This window comes from Pseudomonas sp. PK-RTE-24 (genome assembly GCF_054052265.1).
This window is the reverse complement of record NZ_CM133224.1, coordinates 5286973-5311293: the sequence shown is the minus strand read 5'-3', so window position 1 is coordinate 5311293 and position 24321 is coordinate 5286973. Positions and strand designations below refer to the sequence as shown.

At 61.0% G+C, this 24321-nt stretch carries 19 protein-coding genes and 1 tRNA gene; 13 read left to right on the top strand and 7 right to left on the bottom strand.

Features of this window, described 5'->3' with window-relative positions:
• Window positions 1–253: 253 nt before the first annotated feature.
• The 3 genes from ACV8MC_RS23940 to ACV8MC_RS23930 are packed head-to-tail and all read right to left on the bottom strand — an operon-like array spanning window position 254 to window position 4790.
• A complete protein-coding gene (locus ACV8MC_RS23940) occupies window positions 254–1648 on the bottom strand; it encodes an efflux transporter outer membrane subunit (RefSeq protein ID WP_457263769.1) in 1395 nt (464 codons plus the stop codon).
• Window positions 1649–1655: 7 nt separating this feature from the next.
• On the bottom strand, window positions 1656–3626 hold the full coding sequence (locus ACV8MC_RS23935) for a MacB family efflux pump subunit (protein ID WP_457263767.1): 1971 nt from the start codon (window positions 3624–3626) through the stop codon (window positions 1656–1658).
• Entirely contained in the window at window positions 3627–4790 is a 1164-nt protein-coding gene (locus ACV8MC_RS23930) for an efflux RND transporter periplasmic adaptor subunit (RefSeq protein WP_457263765.1), read from the bottom strand.
• Window positions 4791–5070: 280 nt separating this feature from the next.
• Between ACV8MC_RS23930 and ACV8MC_RS23925 the strand changes: the two genes are divergently transcribed.
• From ACV8MC_RS23925 to ACV8MC_RS23880, 10 genes are all read left to right on the top strand, one after another.
• A complete protein-coding gene (locus tag ACV8MC_RS23925) occupies window positions 5071–5553 on the top strand; it encodes a sigma-70 family RNA polymerase sigma factor (protein WP_016773904.1) in 483 nt (160 codons plus the stop codon).
• A gap of 133 nt (window positions 5554–5686) precedes the next feature.
• Window positions 5687–7024, top strand: a complete 1338-nt coding sequence (locus ACV8MC_RS23920) for a lysine N(6)-hydroxylase/L-ornithine N(5)-oxygenase family protein (RefSeq protein ID WP_041478512.1) — start codon at window positions 5687–5689, stop codon at window positions 7022–7024.
• A gap of 675 nt (window positions 7025–7699) precedes the next feature.
• Window positions 7700–10399: a magnesium-translocating P-type ATPase gene (gene mgtA, locus ACV8MC_RS23915; protein WP_457263763.1), complete on the top strand. Its 2700-nt coding sequence runs from the start codon at window positions 7700–7702 to the stop codon at window positions 10397–10399.
• A gap of 230 nt (window positions 10400–10629) precedes the next feature.
• Entirely contained in the window at window positions 10630–11064 is a 435-nt protein-coding gene (locus ACV8MC_RS23910; protein ID WP_041478514.1) for an ANTAR domain-containing protein, read from the top strand.
• A 125-nt stretch (window positions 11065–11189) separates the two neighbouring features.
• Window positions 11190–11822 (top strand): response regulator transcription factor, encoded by a 633-nt coding sequence (locus ACV8MC_RS23905; RefSeq protein WP_056784337.1) that lies wholly within the window; start codon window positions 11190–11192, stop codon window positions 11820–11822.
• 10 nt (window positions 11823–11832) lie between these two features.
• Window positions 11833–15039: a transporter substrate-binding domain-containing protein gene (locus ACV8MC_RS23900; RefSeq protein ID WP_457263761.1), complete on the top strand. Its 3207-nt coding sequence runs from the start codon at window positions 11833–11835 to the stop codon at window positions 15037–15039.
• A gap of 158 nt (window positions 15040–15197) precedes the next feature.
• A complete protein-coding gene (locus ACV8MC_RS23895; RefSeq protein ID WP_150741426.1) occupies window positions 15198–16064 on the top strand; it encodes a pirin family protein in 867 nt (288 codons plus the stop codon).
• 330 nt (window positions 16065–16394) lie between these two features.
• A complete protein-coding gene (locus ACV8MC_RS23890; protein ID WP_041478518.1) occupies window positions 16395–17837 on the top strand; it encodes a mechanosensitive ion channel family protein in 1443 nt (480 codons plus the stop codon).
• An 83-nt stretch (window positions 17838–17920) separates the two neighbouring features.
• The gene (xth, locus tag ACV8MC_RS23885) at window positions 17921–18715 is read left to right on the top strand and encodes an exodeoxyribonuclease III (RefSeq protein WP_457263758.1); all 795 of its coding nucleotides are present in this window, start codon (window positions 17921–17923) and stop codon (window positions 18713–18715) included.
• Between the two features lie 100 nt (window positions 18716–18815).
• Complete coding sequence (locus ACV8MC_RS23880) at window positions 18816–19649, top strand: arylamine N-acetyltransferase family protein (RefSeq protein ID WP_457263756.1); 834 nt, start codon at window positions 18816–18818, stop codon at window positions 19647–19649.
• Here ACV8MC_RS23880 and ACV8MC_RS23875 read toward each other — a convergent pair.
• Window positions 19646–19981: a BrnA antitoxin family protein gene (locus tag ACV8MC_RS23875; protein WP_457263755.1), complete on the bottom strand. Its 336-nt coding sequence runs from the start codon at window positions 19979–19981 to the stop codon at window positions 19646–19648. The two genes, ACV8MC_RS23880 and ACV8MC_RS23875, sit on opposite strands and share 4 nt — an antisense overlap.
• 301 nt (window positions 19982–20282) lie before the next feature.
• Between ACV8MC_RS23875 and ACV8MC_RS23870 the strand changes: the two genes are divergently transcribed.
• Complete coding sequence (locus ACV8MC_RS23870) at window positions 20283–21806, top strand: nucleobase:cation symporter-2 family protein (RefSeq protein WP_024012376.1); 1524 nt, start codon at window positions 20283–20285, stop codon at window positions 21804–21806.
• Window positions 21807–21918: 112 nt separating this feature from the next.
• On the opposite strand, the gene ACV8MC_RS23865 is transcribed toward ACV8MC_RS23870, so the two are convergent.
• Window positions 21919–21994: transfer RNA gene (locus ACV8MC_RS23865), tRNA-Asn, on the bottom strand.
• A gap of 10 nt (window positions 21995–22004) precedes the next feature.
• Between ACV8MC_RS23865 and ACV8MC_RS23860 the strand changes: the two genes are divergently transcribed.
• Entirely contained in the window at window positions 22005–22217 is a 213-nt protein-coding gene (locus ACV8MC_RS23860; RefSeq protein WP_457263753.1) for a hypothetical protein, read from the top strand.
• A complete protein-coding gene (locus ACV8MC_RS23855) occupies window positions 22214–22444 on the top strand; it encodes a hypothetical protein (protein ID WP_375123386.1) in 231 nt (76 codons plus the stop codon). Before ACV8MC_RS23860 ends, ACV8MC_RS23855 begins: the two co-directional genes overlap by 4 nt.
• Here ACV8MC_RS23855 and ACV8MC_RS23850 read toward each other — a convergent pair.
• The gene (locus ACV8MC_RS23850; protein WP_056784354.1) at window positions 22441–22641 is read right to left on the bottom strand and encodes a hypothetical protein; all 201 of its coding nucleotides are present in this window, start codon (window positions 22639–22641) and stop codon (window positions 22441–22443) included. The two genes, ACV8MC_RS23855 and ACV8MC_RS23850, sit on opposite strands and share 4 nt — an antisense overlap.
• 224 nt (window positions 22642–22865) lie before the next feature.
• Window positions 22866–24062: an amino acid aminotransferase gene (locus tag ACV8MC_RS23845; protein ID WP_457263750.1), complete on the bottom strand. Its 1197-nt coding sequence runs from the start codon at window positions 24060–24062 to the stop codon at window positions 22866–22868.
• Window positions 24063–24321 lie beyond the last annotated feature (259 nt).

Sequence of the window (24321 nt, the reverse complement as noted above, 5' to 3'; positions counted from 1 at the left end):
CTCCCACGCCCGGATCAATCCCTCCGCTCAGCCTTCCGACGTCGCCGGTAGATCAAGATCAAAAGCACTCGAGCTAACGCTCATTGTTGAGTGGGGCGGCTTCGCCGCGGGCAGCTGCGCTGCTTTGCTTTTCTGTGGGAGCGAGCCTGCTCGCGATAGCTATCTCAAAGATACGAATGAACAGCAGATTTACCCTGATCCCTGTGGGAGCTGGCTTGCCAGCGAAGGCGTCAGTTCAGTCGACGCATCGCCCTTAGATCACTTCCCAACCACCCCCCAGCGCTTTGTACAAGGCAATGCTCGCCTGCAACCGCGACAGGCGCAGTTGCACGTTCATGTCCTGCGCCGCATATAGCGTGCGCTGAGTTTGCAGGACGGTGAGCAGGTCTTCGGCGCCGGCCTGGTAGCGGCTCTGGGCGATGTCGAAAGCGGTCTGTGCCTGGTTCAGTTCTTCGCTTTGCCATTGCCGTTGTTCGTCGAGGCCGCGAATGCTGCTGAGGGCTTTTTCGACGTCGGCGAAGCCGTTGATGATTGCCCCGCGATAGGTCTCCAGCAGTTCATCCTGCCGCGCCTTGGCCTTGTCGCGTTCGGCGCTGAGGCGGCCGTTGTTGAAGATCGGCGCGGTCAGCCCCGAGGACAGGTTGTAGAACGTCGTGCGCAGCAGGTCGGCGGCAAGGTCGGCGCCGCTGCCGAGGCTGGCGGTCAGGGTGATTTTCGGCAGCATCGCGGCGCGGGCGACGGTGACATCAGCCTGCGCCGCCGCCAGTCTGGCCTCGGCGCTGGCAATGTCCGGACGCCGACTGAGCAAGTCGCTCGGCACGCCACTGGCGATGTCCGGCCAGTGCAATTGGGCGAAGGATTGCTCGGGCAACGGCAACGCTTGCACCGGTTGGCCGAGCAGGGCGGCGAGGCTGATCAGTGCTTCGCGGGCCTGTTGTTGCACCAGCGGTAGGCGACGCTGTTGTTCAGCCACCAGGCTTTTCTGCTGGGCCAGTTCCAGCGCGGTGGCGCTGCCGGCGTCGAAACGGGTCTGCACCAGATGCAGCACATTCTGCGCATTTTTCAGATTGAGTTCGGCAATGCGCGCCTGCTCACGCAGGGCCAGGGCCTGGGTGTAACTGTTGGCGACGCCGCTGAGCAAGGTCAGCTCGACGGTGGCGCGGTCGAACTCGCTGGCCTGCACAGCGAACACGGCACTGTCGCGCGCGGCACGCTTGCCGCCCCAGAAATCGATTTCGTAACTGGCGCTGAGCTCGGCATCGTAATAATCCAGCGAGCGATTCTCGGGACTGACATCCAACTGGCTGTAGCCCTTGCCGTGGATCAGTTTCTGCCGGTTGGCGTTCAGCCCGGCCTTGAGTTCGGGCAGCAGCGGGGCGCCGGCAATGGTTGCGCTGGCCTCGGCCTGTCTGACCCGTGCCACGGCGGCGGCGAGGTCGTAGCTGCCCAGCCGCGCCTGTTCGACCAGTCGCGCCAGCTCGGGGCTGCCGAATTGCGTCCACCATTGTCGATTGCTCTGCAGCGCGCCATGGCTGTCGGCGGACTGCCACGCGCTCGGTGGTTGCACGCCGCTGTCGAGGCGCGGCGCCGGGCTGCTGCAGGCTGCCAGCAACAGGCTGGCGGCGAGGAACGTCAGTCGCACTTTCATAGGTCGATCATTCACTGGTAAGGGCCGTGACCGGGTCAAGCCGGGCAGCTTTGCGGGCCGGCATAAAGCCGAAAATGACGCCGGTGACCAGCGCACAGGCAAACGCACCGATCACCGCCAGCCCTTGAAAGGCGATCGCCACGCCGCTGAGCAACAACACGCCGCCGACCAGCAGCGCCAGGCCGATCCCGGCGATACCACCGACCACCGAGAGCATCAAGGCTTCAGTGAGAAACTGCCGCAGGATGTCGCGCTGACGGGCGCCGGTGGCCATGCGAATACCGATCTCGCGGGTGCGTTCGCGTACGGTCATGAGCATGATGTTCATCACGCCGATACCGCCGACCAGCAGGGAAATCGCCGCAATTGCCCCCAGCATCAGCGACAGCGTGCCTTGCGTGCGCGCTTCGGCCTGGATCATCGCGGCATTGTTGGTCAGCTCGAAATCCTTCTTGCCGTGGTGCCGACGCAACATCGCCTGTTCGATGGCCTGTTCGGCGTCCTTGACCTTGCGCGCATCCTTGGCCGCGATCACCACGTATTGCGGATTGCGGCTGCCGAACAGGCGCGTGCTCGCCGCCGAGTAGGGAACGGCGATGCGGTTGTCGCTATCGGAGTCGCCGGAGCTGGCGCCTTTTTCCGCAAGCACGCCGAGGATCTGGAACGGCACGTTTTCGATGAGGATGTATTGACCGATGGGGTCGGCGACATCCTTGAGCAACTTGTCGCGAACCTTGGTGCCGATCACCGCGACGGCGGCGGCGCTGTCCTCGTCGGCCTGGGTGAAGTAGCTGCCCTGAATCACCGGCCAGTTGAAAATCTGCGGAAAGTTGGTGTCATTGCCGCCGACGTAGCTGCTGTGGTCGGCGTTGCCAAAGCGCACCCCGGCGGTCGAGCCGTTGACCGGCATGATCCGTTCCACCTGGGGCAGGGCGGACAGTTCGGCGACGTCGTCGAGGGTGATGATGCCCTCCGGCGTACGCGGGTTCGGCGCCGAGCCGCTGAGGTAAATGATGTTGGAGCCGAACGCGCCCATTTGCGCCATGACCTGACGCTTGCTGCCTTCGCCGACGGCGAGCATGACCACCACCGAGCCCACGCCAATGACGATGCCCAGCAGGGTCAGCGCGGTGCGAAAGCGGTTGATCCACATCACTCGCCAGGCCGCTTGTACAGCGTCCACCAGTTCACCTTTCCAGGCGCCGGTCTGGTTGCTGCCGCTGCTCAGGCGCTGGCGCAGGTCGACCGCTTGCAACGCGCCCGGATTGGCCGCAGGCGGCGCGCACGCGTGCTCGGCGCTGTCGCTGATGATCAGGCCGTCGCGGATTTCGATGATGCGTTTGGCCCGTTGCGCCACTTCGCGGTCGTGGGTGATAAGGATCACCACATGGCCCTGATCGGCGAGTTCGTCGAGCAGGGTCATCACTTCAGCGCCGCTGTGGCTGTCGAGGGCGCCGGTCGGCTCGTCGGCGAGGATGATGTGGCCGCCGTTCATCAGCGCACGGGCAATCGACACCCGCTGTTGCTGGCCGCCGGAAAGTTGGTGCGGACGATTGCCGGTGCGAGTGCCGAGACCGAGACGTTCCAGCAGCGCGTGAGCTCGGGCATGGCGCTCGGCGGCCGGGGTGCCGGCATAGATCGCTGGCATCTCGACGTTTTCCTGCGCCGAGCCGGACGGGATCAGGTGATAGCCCTGAAAGACAAACCCGAACGCTTCGCGGCGCAGCCAGGCCAGTTCATCACTGTCCAGATGAGCGACGTTTTCCCCGGCGAAGCGGTATTCGCCGCTGGTCGGTCGGTCGAGGCAGCCGAGGATGTTCATCAGCGTCGATTTGCCTGAACCGGAGGCGCCGACAATCGCAACGAATTCGCCGGCGTGGATCGACAGATCGATCCCGCGCAGCACTTCCACCCGCGGGCTGTCATCACCGCCGTAGGCTTTGCGGATCTGCCGCAGGTCGATCAGAGGCGTGTGCATTCAGCCTCCATGACCAGCGGCCGGCGCGCTGAGAACATGCTCGCCCTCGGCCAGACCTTCCAGCACCTGGGTGCGCAGGCGATCGTTGATGCCGGTGCGCACTTCCCGCGTTTGAATATCACCGTTGGCAGCGACGATCTGCGCCCGCTGCCACTGCGGACGCGAGCCCGGTTGCAGGGCAGCAGTCGGCACGGTCAGGGTGTCTTGCGCCTGTTCGGCGACGAAGAACACCTGGGCGGTCATGTCGGTCATCAGGCTGTGATCGGCGTTGTCGACGTCGAGCAGCACAGTATAAAGAACCACCCGTTCGCTGCCGCTGCGACCACTGGTAGGGCTGCCGCCCTGATTCTGTTCAAGCGGACGTGGTGGCACCGGCAGGATCTGCCGCACCGTGCTGCTCCAGCGCCGAGTGCCACCGCTGAGGGTGGTGAAGTAAGCGGTCATGCCCGGTTTGACGTGGCCAATGTCGGCCTCCGAAACTTCGGCCCATACCGTCATCGGCGACAGTCGGGCGATGCGCAGGATCAGCGGGGTCTGTTGCTGCGCGTTGAGGGTCTGGCCTTCGCGCGCACCGACGGCGACCACGGTGCCGCTCATCGGCGCGTAGATGCGCGTGTAACCGAGCTCCGCTTCGTCGCTGCGCAGGCTGGCCTGGGCCTGGCGGATCTGCGCCTGGAACATGTCGATGCGCGCCTGGGTCGCACGGACCTCGGCGCGGGCGGTCTGCACGTCTTCCTCGCGGGTGGCGCCACCGGCGGCGAGTTTCTGCTGGCGCTGGTATTTCTGCTGCGCCAGATCGTGCTGGGCGCGTTGCTCCTGCAACTGCGCCTTGAGGTTTTCGATGGAAAAGCGCCCGGCATCGAGCTTGGCTTTCTGTGTCGACGGGTCGATTTCCACCAGCAACTGGCCTTCCTTGACCGTATCGCCAGCCTCGACGTGAATCTTCTGAATCTGCCCCGAAGCCTGTGCGCCGACATCCACGTAGCGGCGGGGCTGCAAGGTGCCGAGCGCCGTCACGCTGTTTTCGATATCGCCCCGGCTGACCTGCACAGTGGCAACGGCGTCGCGACCGGGTGGCAAAACCTGCCAGGCAGCAACGGCGATCACGGGAATCAGACAGAGGGCGGCAAACAGCGAGCGACGGGCGGGGCGGGGACGATTCATGCAGGGTTCCGGCCAGTGGTTGCGGCCCGTCGCAAGGCACGACAGACACAGGGGCTGTCCTGTAAACGAGGCATGGGCGACGGAATTTAGCCGCAGACACATCGAGTTACCGCACGCCGGGCGACGACTATTTGTCCGGGATATGGAATCAACTCTTTAAATCTATATGAGAATTACTATAAATTACGCACCTCAAGTTGCCACTATCTTGCTACTGCGTGATCCGCAGGTCTGATCAGTGCGCTCAAGGACAGAAACGGCATCGATGCGGTCGGGAGTCATGTTGGAAAACTACTATCGTGAGCTGGTGTGTTTCCTCAACGCCAGACTGGGCAACCGTCAGGTCGCCGAGGATGTGGTGCATGACGCCTACGTACGCGTGCTGGAGCGCTCCAGCGAGGTGCCGATCGAACAACCACGGGCCTTCCTTTATCGCACCGCGTTGAACCTGGTTATTGACGATCACCGCCGCAACGCGCTGCGGCAGGTCGAATCGCTGGACGTGCTCGATAACGAAGAGCGCTATTTCACTCCCTCGCCTCACGGCACCCTTGATCACGGACAGCGCCTGGAAATGCTCCAGCGCGCACTGGCCGAGTTGCCGCCGCTGTGCCGCGACAGTTTTCTGCTGCGCAAGATCGAAGGAATGTCCCATCCGGAAATCGCCCAGACCCTCGGCATCTCCCGGGCGCTGGTGGAAAAACACATCGTCAACGCCATGAAACATTGCCGCCTGCGCATCCAGCAATGGGATGGCCAGTGATCCGCGCCGGTTAAATTTCCTTTCATCGTCCTCGTTCCTACTCAACAGACGACCTGCTGACCTGATTCAGGCCGGTCAGGCCACCCAGGCTTTATTTCCCCGCGTTGAGGGGTTCATCCAGAGGACACTGGAAATGACACAGGCAATTGCATCGCCCATCGTTCACGACCTGATCGGCGTCGGTTTCGGCCCTTCGAACCTGGCACTGGCCATCGCCCTGCAAGAGCGCGGCCGGATCCAGGGCGAACTGGATGTGCTGTTCCTCGACAAGCAGGCCACCTACAGCTGGCACGGCAATACATTGTCGACGCAGAGCGAGTTGCAGATTTCCTTCCTCAAGGACCTGGTGACCCTGCGCAATCCGACCAGCCCGTATTCTTTCGTCAATTACCTCAAGCACCACGGGCGTCTGGTCGACTTCATCAACCTCGGCACTTTTTATCCATGCCGCATGGAGTACAACGACTACCTGCGCTGGGTGGCCGGGCAGTTCACCGAGCAGAGCCGTTATGGTGAAGAAGTGCAGTTTATCGAACCGGTGTTGCACAACCAGCAGGTTGAAGCGTTGCGGGTGATTTCCCGGGGCAGCGACGGCCAGCAATTCGTGCGCACCACGCGTTCGGTGGTGGTCAGCGCTGGCGGCACGCCGCGCATTCCGGAGGCGTTCAAGGCGCTGAAGGGCGATCATCGGGTGTTCCACCATTCGCAGTATCTGTCGCAAATGGCCAGACAGCCTTGCGTGAACAATCAACCGATGAGCATCGCCATCATCGGAGGCGGACAGAGCGCGGCGGAAGCCTTTATCGATCTGAACGATTCATTCCCGTCGGTGCAGGTCGACATGATCCTGCGCGGCTCGGCCTTGAAGCCTGCGGACGACAGCCCGTTCGTCAACGAAGTGTTCTCGCCGGAATTCACTGATCTGGTGTTCCAGCAGAACAGCGTCGAGCGCGAGCGTCTGGTCAACGAGTACCATAACACCAACTATTCGGTGGTCGACATCGACCTGATCGAACGCATCTACGGCATCTTCTACCGGCAGAAGGTTTCCGGGATTGCCCGCCATGCGTTCCGCACCCTGACCACCGTCGAGAGCGCCACTGCGACGGCAAACGGCATCGAACTGGCCGTGCGCAACAACGCCACCGGGGAAGTCACGGTGCGAATCTATGACGCCGTGGTGCTGGCCACCGGTTACGAGCGCCAGATGCACCGCAAATTGCTCGCGCCGCTGGAGGAATATCTCGGCGAATTCGAAGTCGATCGCAACTACAAACTGATCACCGACGAGCGCTGCAAGGCCGGCATATATATGCAGGGCTTCTGCCAGGCCAGCCATGGCCTGAGCGATACGCTGCTGTCGGTGCTGCCGATTCGCGCCGATGAAATCGCTGGCTCGTTGTACGAGCATGGCAAACAGCGCGGGCACAGCCGTTCTGTGGCGGAGTTGCTGTTGGCGACTGCCAGCTGAGTTCTGCGGCGCCTGTCACACCGCTTTCGCGAGCAGGCTCGCTCCCACAATGGATCTGTGAACGCAGGGCAAAATGTGGGAGCGAGCCTGCTCGCGAAGGGGCCATGGAAAGCCCTACATATGATCGTTCCCACGCTCTGCGTGGGAATGCAGCCGGGACGCTCCGCGTCCCTTTCAGAAGCCGAACGCGGAGCGTCCGATGAGGCGTTCCTACGTTGAGCGTAGGAACGATCGCGGGGAAATTCTGAACCCTTCCTGAACACCCGCCACATTCCCGGCAAACACCTCTTCCAGCCGTTTCGCTGCGGGCGTAAGCTGCGCGCGTTTTCATCAATTGCGGAGACCCACAGTGGGTACTTGTTCGAGTGACAGTTGTCGGCCGGTCTCGATCACCGGCAGATTCTCGGCAAGATAACGCGCAGCCTTTCCCTGCCGTTGTCTCGCCGTAACAGCGAGCAGCGGCATCCCGTGCACGACCCGTTCCGGATCGTGTCTCGACGTCCTTCTCAACGACGCTGAACCAAGCGTGATGGCGACCTCAGTCGTCAGCGCCGCCTATCGACACGCCTGTCATTCCCGACGGGCGCGCTACGCCTTGCCGTGCCGGTTGTCCCGGTGCCAGGGCGCGGCGGTACCTGCTCGACGGTTTCCCGGCTGACCACAGGGGACACAGCCATGAAACTTACACTCAAGGAATTTTTCGCAGGCTTTCTGCGCAGCCGTCACATCGCCCGGCACTTCCGTCGCCTCGCGTTGCTGGATTCGATCAACGACACCAGGGTCAACCGTGAAGTGCCGCCGACGCTGGCCAGTACGCTGGTGGCTGCCGCCCATGCCGACAGCGCCGCGCTGCTGTCGTCGTTGGGCACGCACGGCGAGGGGCTCACCGAGGTCGAGGCCGATGCACTGCGCGCGCAACACGGCCTCAACGAAGTCGAACACGAGCAGCCGCTGCCGTGGTGGACCCATCTGTGGCACTGCTACAAAAATCCGTTCAACCTGCTGCTGACCTTGCTCGCGGTGATCTCCTGGCTGACCGAAGACCTCAAGGCGGCCGTGGTGATTTTCTCCATGGTGGTGCTGTCGACGCTGCTGCGCTTCTGGCAAGAGAGCAAATCCAATCAGGCCGCCGATGCGCTCAAAGCCATGGTCAGCAACACCGCTACGGTGCTGCGCCGCGATGGCCCACGCCGGGAGCTGCCGATCAGGCAACTGGTGCCCGGCGATCTGATCGTGCTCTCGGCCGGCGACATGATTCCCGCCGATTGCCGCGTGCTCAGCGCCAAGGACCTGTTCGTCAGCCAGGCAGCGATGACCGGTGAATCGATGCCGGTGGAGAAATTCACCCGGCAGACCGATCGCGACACGCGTAACCCGCTGGAGCTGGACAACATTCTGTTCATGGGCACCAACGTTGTCTCCGGCAGCGCGATTGCGCTGATTCTCACCACCGGCAACAGCACCTATTTCGGTGCGTTGGCGCAACGGGTCGGCGCGACGGACCGCGCGGTGACCTCGTTCCAGCAGGGCGTCAACAAGGTCAGCTGGCTGCTGATCCGCTTCATGTTCGTCATGGCGCCACTGGTACTGTTCATCAACGGTTTCACCAAGGGCGACTGGACCGAAGCGCTGCTGTTCGCGCTGTCGATTGCCGTCGGCCTGACCCCGGAAATGTTGCCGATGATCGTCACTTCGACCCTGGCCAAAGGCGCCGTATTTCTGTCGCGCAAAAAAGTCATCGTCAAACGCCTCGACGCGATCCAGAACTTCGGCGCCATGGACGTGCTGTGCACCGACAAGACCGGCACCCTGACTCAGGACAAGATCTTTCTCGCGCGTAATGTCGACGTCTGGGGTGAGGATTCTGACCATGTGCTGGAACTGGCCTACGTCAACAGCTACTACCAGACCGGCCTGAAAAACCTGCTGGATGTGGCGGTGCTGGAACACGTCGAAATCCATCGCGAATTGAAAGTCGGCAGTGCATTTCGCAAGGTCGATGAAATCCCGTTCGATTTCAATCGCCGGCGCATGTCGGTGGTCGTGGAGGGCCGCGGTCAGCCCCACCAATTGATCTGCAAAGGCGCGGTGGAAGAAGTGCTGGCGGTGTGCAGCCGGGTGCGTCACGGCGAAGTTGATGAGGCATTGAGCGATGAATTGCTGGCGCGAATTCGCCAGGTCACCGGCGCCTTCAACGCTGAAGGTCTGCGCGTGGTGGCGGTCGCGGCTCGCTCAATGCCAGCAGGCCGCGAGATTTACAGCCTGGCCGATGAGCAGGAACTGACGCTGATCGGTTACGTGGCGTTCCTCGATCCGCCGAAGGAAAGCACCGCGCCAGCGCTCAAGGCCTTGGCCGAGCACGGCGTGGCGGTGAAGGTGTTGACCGGTGACAACGAGCTGGTCACAGCAAAGATCTGCCGCGAGGTCGGCCTCGCCCAACAGGGTTTGCTGCTGGGCAATGACATTGAGCGCATGAGCGATGCTGAGCTTGCGGTGGCGGTCGAGACGACCAACGTCTTCGCCAGACTCACGCCGTCGCACAAAGAGCGCATCGTCCGTGTGCTCAAGGGCAACGGCCATGTGGTCGGGTTCATGGGCGACGGTATCAACGACGCGCCGGCGCTGCGCACCGCCGACATCGGCATTTCCGTGGACAGCGCGGTGGACATCGCCAAGGAAGCGGCGGACATCATCCTGTTGGAAAAAAGCCTGATGGTGCTGGAGGAGGGCGTGCTCGAGGGGCGGCGTACCTTCGCCAACATGCTCAAGTACATCAAGATGACTGCCAGTTCCAACTTCGGCAATGTGTTCTCGGTGCTGGTGGCCAGTGCATTCATCCCGTTCCTGCCGATGCTGCCGATGCACCTGCTGGTGCAAAACCTGCTGTACGACATTTCGCAGATTGCCATTCCGTTCGATAACGTCGACGAAGAGATGCTGAAACAGCCGCAGCGCTGGCAGCCGGCTGACGTAGGGCGTTTCATGCTGTTCTTCGGCCCGATCAGTTCGATCTTCGACATCACGACATTCGCCTTGATGTGGTACGTGTTCGACGCCAATACCCCGGATCACCAGACACTGTTCCAGTCCGGCTGGTTCGTGGTCGGGTTGCTGACCCAGACGCTGATCGTGCACATGATCCGCACGCCGAAGATTCCGTTCCTGCAAAGCCGTGCAGCCATGCCGCTGATGGTGATGACGGCGATTATCATGGCAGTCGGCATCTTCCTTCCAATGGGGCCGCTGGCGCATTACTTCAAATTGCAGGCGCTGCCGTCGCTGTATTTCGCGTTTCTGCCAATGATTCTGCTCGCGTACATGGCTTTGACCCAAGCGGTGAAAGGCTTCTACATCCGTCGATTCGGCTGGCAATAGCAGCCATGGAATGCTCTCCCCTGTGGGAGCGAGCCTGCTCGCGAAGGCGCCGTGTCAGTCAATACGTCTCTGACTGGTATAGCCCCTTCGCGAGCAGGCTCGCTCCCACAGGGGATATTGGTGCGTCGGGGCCGCCGGATGAATGAGCGGATTTTTAGGAAAAGTCCTACAGAGCTATCCCCGGCGCTTGCGTAGTCTTGCCCTCCCCAAACCTCACCGGGAGAATGACCATGAGCAACAAAGCGTTGCGCATCCTGATCGCCGACCCGCAGCATTTTCATCGCATGAAAATCGAGCGCCTGTTCAACTCGCTCGGCTACTACCGCGTCGCCCCGGTGCAGAATCTCGGCGAATTGTTGACCCTGGTCGACTACGGCTGCGAGCCGTTCGATGTATTGGTGATCAATGCCGAGCTGGCGGCAGGCTCCCTCGATCTGTCGGGCTTTCTGCTCGATCACCCACAGGTTCGCCACGCTCTGATCTACAACGAACCGTCGGCGCCCTTGCTGGCGGTTGCGGGGTTTGCTCAGGAAAACGCGCAGATCAGCCCGACGCCATTGCCCAATTCACAGCTCATCGGGCAGGTGATGGCGAGAGTCGAAGCTTGCGACGAACGCCAGGCACCGCCCGACTCTCACGCGTCGTTGCGCCATGCCAATGCATAAAAAACCACTCTGCACAACTGTCAGACCTGACAGGTGATTCTCTTGCTCATCCATGTAACAGTGCCGGCGCGGCCACCGACTCCGGGACAGACTGTTGCGGTGTCTTCGATTTTGCAGGAGTACCAATGAAGTCAGCGCTGATCGTCGATGATCACCCAGTCGTGCGCGCGGCCATTCGAATCGTCCTGCAGGCTCAAGGCTTCACGCAGATTCATGAAGCGTCCAATGGCAATGAAGTCGTGCCGTTGATTTGCGCGCATGATCCGCACCTGGTCGTGCTCGATCTCGGGTTGGGGTCCATGGACGGGCTGGAAGTGCTGACGCGAATCCAGATCAAAGCGCCGACGGCACGCTGTCGGATCCTGGTGTTCAGCATGCATGAGCCCACGCATTACCAGGAGCGCTGTTTGCGCGCGGGCGCGCGGGGTTACGTGACCAAGAGCAATCATCTGACGCTGCTGCACGATGCTATCAAGGCGCTGATGTCCGGCCACACCTATTTCTCCGCGTTGCCCAATACCAGCGGTCTGTACAACGCGGTTCAACGCACTGAACAGGAGCTGATCGCTCAGCTGTCCGATCGAGAGTTATGCATTTTCGTGAACCTGGCGTTGGGCAAACCAAACAAAGCCATCGCCCAGGAGATGCACCTGAGTCACAAGACTGTCAGCACCTACAAGACCCGCATGATGGCGAAACTTGGCCTGGGTTCGCTGGTGCTTCTGCGTGAGTTCGCCAAGCGCAATCACTTGATCTGAGTACCTCGACATGACGCAGGGACTGCGGGTTTTAGGGATTTGGCTGGGGCTTGCCGCCTCGGTCTGGGCGAATGATCAGCCGCAGACACTGGAGGTGCTGGCGCGCCTCGAACCTGGGGGTATCCAGGTCCGCCTCGATGATCGGGAGCGCCAGTGGCTGCGTGAGCATCCAGTTTTGCGCATGGGCATCTCCGGCCCGGATTACCCGCCCTTCGAAATCACCCGCCAACAGCATGAGCTGGAAGGGCTGACCGCCGATTACGCCGATCTGCTGGCGCAACTGCTCGGCATCAGGATCGAAGTGCGGCGTTTCGCCGATCGGCCGGCACTGATGGCCGCACTCAAGCGCGGCGATGTCGAACTCTTGGGCACCTCGAACAGTTTCGAAGCGGCGGATCCGGCCTTCATTCTGTCGCGGCCTTATGCTGAAGATCAGCCGATGCTGGTCACGCGCCACGACGAGAAGCTGCCCGCCGACCTGACGGCCAAACGCATCGCCATGGTCGAGGATTACCTGCCACTGGCCCATGTTCAGGCGTTCTACCCCGGCGCCCACGTGCAGCTTTATGCTTCGGCCATGGATGCACTCGGCGCGGTCGCCTTCGGTGCCGACGACGTGTACCTGGGCGACTTCATCAGCGCCAATTATCTGATCAACACCAACTATCGCAACGACCTGCAATTGGCCGGGCCGTCGGGGCTTGACGCCAATCCGTTCGCCTTTGCGTTGTTGCGCAGCGATGTGGTGCTCAAACGCATCGTCGACAAGGCCTTGCTGGCCGTGCCCATGGAGCGTCGGCATCTGATCGAACAGCGCTGGAGCGTCGGCCTCGCCGAGATGGCCGAACAGTCGCGGGTACAGCTCAGCGCCGCTGAACAGCAGTGGCTTGATCAGCACCCGGTGGTGCGGGTGGGCGCGGTCGAAGACTTCGCGCCGTTGGCGTTTTTCGATGCCGAGGGACGCTTCAACGGCCTGGCAGCGCAGTTGTTGAGCCTCATCGCTCAGCGCAGCGGGCTGAATTTCGAGATCGTGCGTGGCACCTCGTTGAACGATCAGTTCGAGCAGCTCCAGGCGGGTGAACTTGATGTCCTGCCGGTGGTGACGCCGAGCACCGAGCGGGAAGCGCAGCTGCAATTCACCCGCGCCTATCTGAACAATCCGTTCGTGCTGGTCAGTGCGGCGAACGGGCCACATCCATTGCCGCTCGACGACCTGGCGGGCAAACGCCTGGCCATCTATCGCGGCCACCCGTTGCGCGAATACCTGCTGCAACGCGTGCCCGGACTACGTCTGGTCGAAGTGAAAAGCCCCGCCGAAGGCATGGCGCTGATTGCCCGAGGACAGGTCGACGTAACGGTGAGCTCGTTGCTGGTGGCGCGTTTTCTGATTGCCCGGCAGTACCGCGATCGCCTGCGAATTACCGGCACCGTTGGCGATCAGCCGGCGCGCATCGCATTGGCCACGGCGCCGCAATCGGCATTGCTGCACTCGATCCTGAACAAGGCGTTACTGAGCATTGCGCCGCAGCAAATGGATGAACTGGTGGAGCGCTGGAGCCACGATGTAGTGGTCGAGAACAGCTACTGGCTGCGCCACCGTCAGGAGATTCTGCTTGGTTTCGCCAGCGCAGCTGCCTTGCTTCTGTTGGCACTGCTGTGGATTGGCTGGCAGCGCCGGCAGATCCACCAGCGTCAGCAATGGTTGCTGCAACTGCAACAGGCCAAAGACGCGGCGGACGAAGCCAGTCGGGCCAAGAGCACTTTTCTGGCGACCATGAGCCACGAGATCCGCACGCCGATGAACGCCCTGATCGGCATGCTCGAACTGGCCCTCAAGCGCGCAGAGGAGGGCGTGACCGATCGACTCGCCATTCAGGTGGCGTCGAATGCCGGCCAGCAATTATTGGCGTTGATTGGCGACATTCTCGATATCGCTCGTATCGAATCGGGGCACTTGTCCCTCGCGCCCGAGCGGGCCAACCTGCGGGAGACGGTGTCGTCGGTATGTCGAGTGTTCGAAGGGCTGGCGCGGCAGAAACGCTTGTTGTGGCGCATCGAGCTTGATCCGCGCGCCGACGTGGATGTGCTGATCGATCCGACGCGCTTCAAACAGGTGCTGTCCAACCTGTTGAGCAATGCGATCAAATTCACCGAGGCAGGCGAGGTCAGCCTGCGTCTGCAGATCGTTGCGATATCGCACGAGCAAGTGAGTGTGCAAGTGCTGATCGAAGACAGCGGCATCGGTATAAGTGCTGAAGATCAAAAGCGCCTGTTCAGCCCGTTCGTTCAAGCGAGCAATAGCCTTCAAGCGGCGCGCAGCGGTTCCGGCCTGGGGCTGGTGATCAGCCGTAATCTCTGCGAAATGATGGGCGGCACGCTGGGTCTCGATAGTGATCTCGGGCAAGGCACGCGAGTAAAAATCAATATCCAGTTGCCGCTGCTGACGTCGGTGACGACCACACTGGCAACGCCCGAGGCGGCGGCCGCGACGTGTGTATTAAGCGTGTTGGTGGTGGACGATCACCCGGTCAATCGCTTGCTGATGTGCTGGCAACTGAGTGAATTGGGGCATCGCACGGTAGACGTGGGCGACGGAGAACAGGGGCTGGACCGCTGGCGAACCCAGGCCTTCGATGTGGTGATCACCGACTGCAACATGCCGCGACGCAATGGCTATGAGCTGGCACAGGCGATTCGCAACGAAGAAGCCGCCAGCGGCCGCAGGCCCTGTCTGATCCTCGGTTTTACGGCCAACGCGCAGATCGAAGAGCGCCTGCGCTGTCTGGATGCCGGCATGGACGGCTGCCTGTTCAAACCGATTCGCTTGCATGATCTGGCTGAAGCCATGAACGGCGCCCGCCGTTGCGAGCTTCACGAAGATGAACCGCCTGGCGCCGAGTCGGTCGAGATTGACCTGAGTGCCCTGGAGCAGATGGCCGGGACCGATCACTCGTTGATCGAGCGTTTGCGCAAGGAAGTCGGCAACAGCCTGCGTGATGATCTCCAGGCTCTGGATCATATCCACGTCGGCGACCGCAACGGCCTGCGTGAGCTGGCCCATCGCATCAGGGGCGGCGCGCAAATGGTCGGCGCTGCGCGGGTTGTTGCGGCGTGTGCAGATCTGGACACGGCGTGCCGAGACGGTGATAACGCGTTTATCGAGCGTGCCATCGGCAAGCTGCGCGACGCCATGCACGGCCTCGCACGGTGCCTCTGAACCAATGCAGTCTGCTGTGGGAGCGAGCCTGCTCGCGAAATGCGCGCTGCTGACCCAATTGTTCTGCACATGGAACACTCAAGCCGGTTTTCACCGTCTAGTCGAATATTCGATATGCCTTTAGGCTTAATCCAATGCATTTACCCATTGGAGACCCCATGAAAAACATCATCGGCATTTACACCAGCCCGCGCGGCCATTGGGTCGGCGATGGTTTCCCGGTGCGCACACTTTTCTCTTACGACAACCTGGGCAAGCACATCAGCCCGTTTCTGCTGCTCGATCACGCCGGTCCCGCCGAATTCACCCCGACCACTGAACAGCGTGGCGTCGGCCAGCACCCGCACCGTGGTTTCGAAACCGTGACCATCGTTTACGACGGCGAAGTGCAGCACCGTGACTCCACCGGCAGCGGCGGCACCATCGGCCCGGGCGACGTGCAGTGGATGACCGCAGCGTCCGGCATCCTCCATGAAGAGTTTCATTCGGAGAATTTCGCCAGAACCGGCGGCAAGCTGGAAATGGTCCAGCTGTGGGTCAACCTGCCGGCCAAGGACAAAATGGCCGCGCCGGGTTACCAGACCATTCTCGACCGCGACATTCCCAGCATCGCGCTCAAGGACAACGCCGGCAGCCTGCGTCTGATCGCCGGTGAATTCGACGGGCACACCGGACCTTCGCGCACCTTCACGCCGATCGACGTCTGGGATCTGCGCCTCAATGCCGGCAAGCTGCTGACGCTTGATCTGCACGAAGGACGCAACACCGCACTGGTGGTGTTGAAGGGTTCGGTGCAGGTCAACGGCGCGGAATCGGTAGGGGTCGGGCAGTTGGCGCTGTTCGAACGCGACGGTGATCGACTCACTCTCCAGGCCAGCGAAGACGCGGTGGTATTGCTGCTCAGCGGCGAGCCGATCGACGAACCGATCGTCGGCCATGGCCCGTTTGTGATGAACACCGAGCAGGAAATTCATCAGGCCTTCGCCGACTTCCAGTCCGGGCGTTTTGGCCGGATGCACGCCTGACCCCGAGCTTTACTGGCAACTGAAACTCCCCTGTGGGAGCGAGCCTGCTCGCGAATGCTCTGATTCAGTCGAAGAGGTAGTGACTGACAGGACGCCTTCGCGAGCAGGCTCGCTCCCACAGGTTTTTCAGCGTCTGATCGTTCCCACGCTCTGCGTGGGAATGCAGCCGGGGACGCTCCGCGTCCCACATCTTCAAGATCGCAGCCTTCGTCAGCTCCTACAGGGTTTCGCAGTGTTTTCAAGCGGCGGTTCATCCACCGAAATCAATTGCTCCTACACTGTGCCAATCTGTGCGATCTTCTCGCGATTGGCCTTTGTCGGAGTTGTTTGATGCTGTCTCTGCTGACCGAACACCCGTTGTTTAGCGCGTTGATCCTGATCCTGCTCGATCTTGGCCTGTGGCGGCTGATCAGCTCTCGCGGCAGCGAATGGAAGCTGCTGGTGCGGGTGCTGATTTTCGCCCTGTTCAGCATTGTGCTGTTCAACGAAGGTCTCAACCCGATGGAACCGGCGCCGTGGGCCGACAACGTGCCGCTGCATCTGGCGGCGACCGGGTTGCAGATCGGCTGGTGGCTGTTTGGTGCACGCACCCTGACGGTGTTGATCGGCGCGGTGATGATGCAGCGGGTCGGCCATACCGGCCGGCTGTTGCAGGACTTGCTCGGCGCGGTGATTTTCCTCATCGCGATCATTGCGGCGCTGGCGTACGTGCTCGATCTGCCGGTCAAAGGCGTGCTGGCGACGTCCGGCGCGTTGGCGATCATCGTCGGTCTGGCCTTGCAGAGCACGTTGAGCGACGTGTTCTCCGGCATCGTCCTCAACACCACCAAGCCCTATCAACTCGATGACTGGATCTCCATCGACGGCACCGAGGGCCGCGTCACCGACATCGACTGGCGCGCCACGCGTCTGCAAACCAGCCAGGGCAGCATGGCCGTGATACCCAACTCGCTGGCGGCGAAAGCCAAAATCATCAACTTCAGCCGACCGAGCAATATGTTCGGCGTTTCCGTCAGCGTGCCTGTCAGCCCCCATGCCCGGCCCAGCTCAGTGATCGAGGCGCTGGAGCGGGCAATGCAGGGTTGCCGGCAATTGCTCGACACGCCGGCGCCGAGCGTATCGTTGAAGAGTTCTGCCAGCGGCGGCGCGGAATACGAAATCAGTGGATTTGTCGCCTCGATGGGCGAGAAGCGCGTGGTGCGCAATCAGTTGTTCGACCTCGCTTACCGGCATTTGCAGGCCTCCGGCGTCAACCTGCTGTCGAGCAACGAGACCAGCGCCGCACCGCAGTTGTCGCGGCCAAGGGCGTTGTTAGAAAGCTCACCGATCTTCTCGACTCTGCGTGAAGAAGAGAAAGACACCTTCAGCCAGAACATGACCCTGCAAACCTTCCGCGCCGGCGAAACGATTCTGGCGGGCGGGGAGGTCAGCGATCATTTGTTCATCATTGAATCCGGCGTGGTTTCGGTGACGCTCAAGCGCCATGGTGCACCCCTGGAATCCGGGCGCATGGGGCCGGGCGAGGTGATCGGCGAGGCCGGGATTCTCTCCGACACCGCGCTGCCGGCGGATTTTTCCGCGAAGACTTTCTGCGCCCTGTATCGCATCGAGAAGTCCTACCTGAAACCGTGCCTGGACGCGCGCCATGACATCCATGATGCGATGCAGGCGTTGCTCGATTTCCGCCTGCACAAGGCGCAGTCGCTGACCGAGGAAGCGCCCGTGGTCGCGCCGAAAAGAGGCTTCCTGCAATGGCTGCGTAATCGCGTCTGAGCTGTCGCATTGTCATTCGATGCAACCTGCGCGGCGTTCTCAGGGTCACAATTTGCAATCCCACCGGGCAGGAGTTGCAGACGATGAAAAACCTGCGAATCGCCACCTTCAACGTCAATGGCATGCGCGCGCGGCTGCCGAATCTGCTGGAATGGCTCAAGCGCGAGCAGCCGGACATCGCCTGCCTGCAAGAGCTCAAGTCAGTCGACAGCGCAATTCCCGCCGCCGAACTGGAGGCCGCCGGTTACGGCGCGATCTGGCAGGGCCAGGCGTCATGGAATGGCGTGGCGATTCTGGCGCGTGATGCGCAGCCGTTGGAGAGTCGACGCGGTTTGCCCGGCGATCCCGATGACACGCACAGCCGCTATATCGAAGCGGCGGTGCACGGTGTGCTGGTCGGTTGCCTGTATCTGCCCAACGGCAACCCGCAGCCGGGGCCGAAATTCGATTACAAACTGGCCTGGTTCGAGCGTCTGATCAATTACGCCAAAGACCTGCAAAGCAGCGATCACCCGGTGGTGCTCGCCGGTGACTTCAATGTCGTGCCCACCGACATGGACATCTACAACACCCGCTCCTGGCTCAAGGATGCTTTGTTGCAACCCGAAAGCCGCGAGTGCTATCAGCGCCTGCTGGGCCAGGGCTGGACCGATTCCCTGCGCCACGTGTATCCCGAAGAACGCATCTACACCTTCTGGGATTATTTCCGTAACCATTGGCAAACCAACTCCGGCCTGCGCATCGACCACCTGCTGCTCAACCCGGCATTGAGCCCGTATCTGCACGATGCCGGCGTCGACGCCTGGGTGCGCAACGAACCGCACGCCAGCGACCATGCACCGACATGGATTCGCATCGCTTCGCGGAAAAAGCGCTGAGCGGGCGATTGGCGAAATCAATTGTCGGAAGCCGTGCCTGATCCCGTATACAGGGCAATATCCACGCAGTGTTCTGCGGCCCATGCATAAGGATCGAGCAATGAGTGCGCTACGGCTGAGCAATACCAATCTGTATCTGCAACGTTTGGGTTTCGATGCGCCGCCGCCACCGACACTGGATACGTTGCGTCAGTTGCAACTGCGCCATACCGCCGAATTTGTTTTCGAAAATCTGGCTACGATCATGGGTGAACCGGTGTCGATCGACCTGGACTCCATCGAAAGCAAGGTGCTGCAGCAAGGGCGGGGCGGCTACTGCTACGAACTCAACCATTTGTTTTATGCGCTGCTGCTTGAATTGGGCTTCGACGCGCGGGCGATCAGCGGGCGCGTCGTGATGAATCAACCGGAAGGCAGCTGGACGGCGCGAACCCATCGTTTGAGCCTGGTCACCATCGACGCAGTGCGTTACATCACCGACGTCGGCTTTGGCGGCATGGTGCCGACCGCACCGCTTTTGCTCGACAGCGAACATGAACAACCCACCCCACACGAACCCTATTGCATCGACAAGCAAACCGATGGCTACCTGCTGCGCGCCCAGGTCGCAGGCGAGTGGCGGCCGATGTACCTGTTTGATCTGCAGCGCCAGGAAGACATCGATTACACCGTCGGCAACTGGTACGTCTCGACGCATCCCGAGTCACCTTTTGCCCAGCGCCTGATGGTGGCGCGCACCGGCGCTGGCTGGCGCAAAACCCTGAACAACGGCAGTTTTGCCATTCATCACATGGGCGCGGACAGTGAGCGGCGCGAGGTGGCGGATGTCGACGAGCTGATGAAATTGCTGCGGCGTGAGTTTGATCTTCAAGTGCCTGATTCACCGCGTGTGCGGCAAGCGCTGGCTCGGGTAATCGCGCCAGCCTCCATCTAAGGCTTTACATCAGGCTCCAATACGCGACGGATCTCCCCGATTGCCGCTGACAGCTTTCTCTCGAGACTCTTGAGATCGGTGGCGGTGATGCCTTTCTTGAATTGCCCCGTCAGACCTGAATCGTCAGCGCTTTCCTGCTGGCGTGCGCCATCAAGCAGCGCATGGCGCAGAGTGTTGTTGATCACGGTCTGATAGCCAAAGCCCTCGGTTTCTGCGGCGGTACGCGCCGCTTCGATCACCGCGTCATCAAGCATGATAGTGATGCGGGTCTTGCCCTTGCTCGGCGCTACTGCGCCGCGTTTACCTGCGGAAAAGTCATATTCGTCTTTCATCGGTCAAGCCTCCTTAACTCCGGTCGTAACTGAATCTCCTCAATTTCATTATGCATACTTTATATGCATCAAAAAGAGCGCAACTACACCGTCGGTCGCCGTAGACACTTCAGCCTGGTGGGCACTGGCGCGGACGCAGCGGGGATGTGTTGCCGAATTTGTTGGGGCAAGAAGCGCAGACTAGAAGGTTGGATGGCTACCTAACCATTATGTGACTGACAAGTTGTATACAACTCTATGGACATTTGTCCTGAGTATTGAATACAGTGTGCGCATAACAAAAACCAGGGAACCCCCCACCATGAAAACGCCCCATGTTTCACACCAACGGCCCGAGGACGAAAACCTCGGGGTCGGCGCGAATATGGCTTACGGCCTGCAACATGTTCTGACCATGTACGGCGGTATCGTTGCGGTGCCACTGATCATTGGCCAGGCGGCCGGTCTGTCGCCGGCGGACATTGGTCTGTTGATTGCTGCTTCATTGTTTGCGGGGGGGCTGGCGACGTTGCTGCAAACCCTGGGTCTGCCGTTTTTTGGCTGTCAGCTGCCGCTGGTCCAGGGCGTATCGTTCTCTGGTGTGGCGACCATGGTCGCGATCGTCAGCAGTGGCGGGGAGGGCGGTTTCCAATCGGTGCTGGGCGCGGTGATTGCCGCCTCGTTGATCGGCTTGCTGATCACGCCAGTGTTTTCGCGCATCACCAAGTTCTTTCCGCCGTTGGTCACCGGCATTGTGATCACCACTATCGGCCTGACGCTGATGCCAGTGGCCGCACGCTGGGCAATGGGTGGCAACAGCCACGCGCCGGACTTCGGCAGCATGCAGAACATCGGTCTGGCAGCGGTGACGCTGGTGCTGGTGTTGCTGTTGAGCAAGGTTGGCAGCGCGACCATTTCTCGGCTGTCGATTCTGCTGGCCATGGTCATCGGCACGGTGCTGGCGGTGTTCCTCGGCATGGCGGATTTCTCCAGTGTCACCACCGGTCCCATGTTCGGCTTCCCGACACCGTTCCACTTCGGCATGCCGACCTTCCATTTCGCCGCGATCCTGTCGATGTGCATTGTGGTCATGGTGACGCTGGTGGAAACCTCGGCAGACATCCTTGCCGTGGGCGAAATCATTGACACCAAGGTAGATTCCAAACGCTTGGGCAACGGCCTGCGCGCCGACATGCTGTCGAGCATGTTTGCGCCGATCTTTGGATCGTTCACGCAAAGTGCTTTCGCGCAGAACGTCGGCCTGGTGGCGGTGACCGGGATCAAGAGCCGATTCGTGGTGGCCACCGGCGGTCTGTTTCTCGTCGTCCTCGGGCTGCTGCCGTTCATGGGGCGGGTGATTGCCGCCGTGCCGACTTCGGTTCTTGGCGGCGCAGGGATCGTGCTGTTCGGCACCGTGGCGGCGAGTGGCATTCGCACGTTGTCGAAGGTGGACTACCGCAACAACGTCAACCTGATCATCGTCGCCACTTCGATCGGTTTCGGCATGATCCCAATCGCAGCGCCGAACTTCTACGATCACTTCCCGAGCTGGTTCGCGACGATTTTCCATTCGGGCATCAGTTCATCGGCAATCATGGCGATCCTGCTCAACCTGGCGTTCAACCACTTCACGACCGGCAACTCGGATCAGCAGTCGGTGTTCGCCGCAGCCGAAGAGCGCACGCTGCGTTATCGCGATCTCGCCGCGCTGCGTGAAGGCGATTACTTCAGCGACGGCAAGCTGCATGATTGCGATGGCAAGGAAGTGCCGGTGATCGAGCCGGATGACCATGATCATGGCCACGGCGCGCCGAAGGTGCAGGTGAAAAGCAGCGAACATGTCTGACCGCTGCGTCTGAAAGGGAAAAGGCCGATCTGCCCAACAGATCGGCCTTTTGGTATTTTTCGTGCGCCCACAAAAAAGCCCCTGAACCTTGCGATTCAGGGGCTTTGCTATTTGGCTCCACAACCTGGACTCGAACCAGGGACCCAGTGATTAACAGTCACTTGCTCTACCAACTGAGCTATTGCGGAATTGGTGCGTATGTTACTGATTCAAAAAGAGAAGTCAAGCATCGCCTGGCAATTTTTGCGATTCATGGGGACGGACGGCATTTTGTCAGCGATTGGCGGTTACCAGAAAGACTTCAGAGGTCTACCATGGCAGCCCGGAAGTGGTCACACGCGCTACCGGCCATTCGCCGCAAAGGTACGCGCCATGACTCAAATCACCCGTAACATCGAGGTGCTCGCATGAGCACTGCACAGATCAGCCTGCCCAAAGGGATCGGCCCGCACGCCGAAAAACTCTTCGAGGCAATCATCGGCGCCAGTACCGCCGAAGAATTGAACCGCGCCGGCGGCAAGGCCGAAGGTTTCGTCCTCGGTCTCGAAAGCAGCAAGGCCATCAAAAGCCAGGTCGCCGAATCGCTGTATGTGATTTACGACGATGCCGCCACCCAGCGCTCGGCTGAACTGGCTTAACTGCCGAAAGTAATCGTGCCGAGCATCAGCTTGGCATAGACCGCTGTCGCCGCCAGTTGCACCAGCCACAGGGCCAGGCCACCGAGGAATACCCCGGTGGCGACTTGCAGCACCAGGCTCTTTTCACGCTTGGCCGGAGCGCGCGGGACGAAATCATCCAGGTCGTCACGGTCAGCGCGCAGGTTGTCGTTTTTCATGTGGGTTCTCGCAAGGTTCCGGGTTCGGCTCATGTCCTGTGGGAGCGAGCCTGCTCGCGAAAGCGTCTTGTCAGATGACATAACATCAACTGGTCGACCGCATTCGCGAGCAGGCTCGCTCCCACAGATTTGAATTGTGTGCAGTCTAGAGGTTGCACGGCGGTTCCAGGGACAAATAAAAACGGGAAGCCCAAAGGCTTCCCGTTTTTCATCGCGCGGCGAAATCAGATGACCTGAACGATCGCGTCCGTCACAGCCTTGATGTTGCTCTGGTTCAAGGCAGCCACGCAGATGCGGCCGGTGTCCAGGGCGTAGATGCCGAACTCGTTGCGCAGGCGATGCACTTGTTCAGTGGTCAGGCCGGAGTAGGAGAACATGCCGCGCTGACGACCAACGAAGCTGAAATCGCGGCCCGGGGCTTTTTCCGCCAGCAGGGCAACCATCTGCTCGCGCATGCCGCGAATGCGCAGGCGCATCTCGGCCAGCTCGGCTTCCCACTGTGCGCGCAGTTCCGGGCTGTTCAGCACCGCAGCAACAATGCTGGCGCCATGGGTCGGCGGGTTGGAGTAGTTGGTGCGGATCACGCGCTTGACCTGCGACAGCACGCGCGCGCTTTCTTCTTTCGATTCGCTGATGATCGACAGTGCGCCAACGCGCTCGCCGTACAGCGAGAACGATTTGGAGAACGAGCTCGAGACGAAGAAGGTCAGGCCGGATTCAGCGAACAGGCGCACAGCGGCGGCGTCTTCATCGATGCCGTCGCCGAAACCCTGGTAAGCCATGTCGAGGAACGGCACGTGACCTTTGGCCTTGACCACTTCCAGCACCTTGTTCCAGTCCGCCGGGGTCAGGTCGACGCCGGTCGGGTTGTGGCAGCAAGCATGCAGGACAACGATCGAGCCGTTCGGCAGGGCGTTGAGGTCGTCGAGCATGCCGGCACGGTTCACGTCGTGGGTGGCAGCGTCGTAGTAACGATAGTTCTGCACCGGGAAACCAGCGGTCTCGAACAGCGCGCGGTGGTTTTCCCAGCTCGGGTCGCTGATCGCCACGACGGCGTTCGGCAGCAGTTGCTTGAGGAAGTCGGCACCGATCTTCAGCGCGCCGGTCCCGCCGACGGCCTGAGTGGTGATGACGCGACCGGCGCTGATCAGCGGCGAGTCGTTGCCGAACAGCAGTTTCTGCACGGCCTGGTCGTAGGCAGCGATGCCATCGATCGGCAGGTAACCGCGCGAAGCGTGTTGCGCGACGCGAATCGTCTCGGCTTCGATCACCGCGCGCAGCAGTGGAATTCGCCCCTCTTCGTTGCAGTACACGCCTACGCCCAGGTTGACCTTGGCGGTCCGGGTATCGGCGTTGAATGCTTCGTTGAGGCCCAGGATTGGATCGCGGGGTGCCATTTCGACAGCGGAGAACAGGCTCATTATTACGGCGGCTCTGAATGGAGAGTGGAGGGACGTGTAGCGCTCCAGCCGAATGCACTAGAGCGGTGCACAAACGGGGAACTAGTATAGAGGCCATCACCGCGCAATGGCGACAGGCGAATCGGCTTTTGGGGTAAGTTTTTCCGATTATTTCTGGACCGTTAGTCGATTGACTTTGTCAGACTCTTTACCGGATGTAGGACGTTTGCCTTGAAAGGTCAGGCAATCGCCACCACATTCAGCACAATCCAGGTTTTTT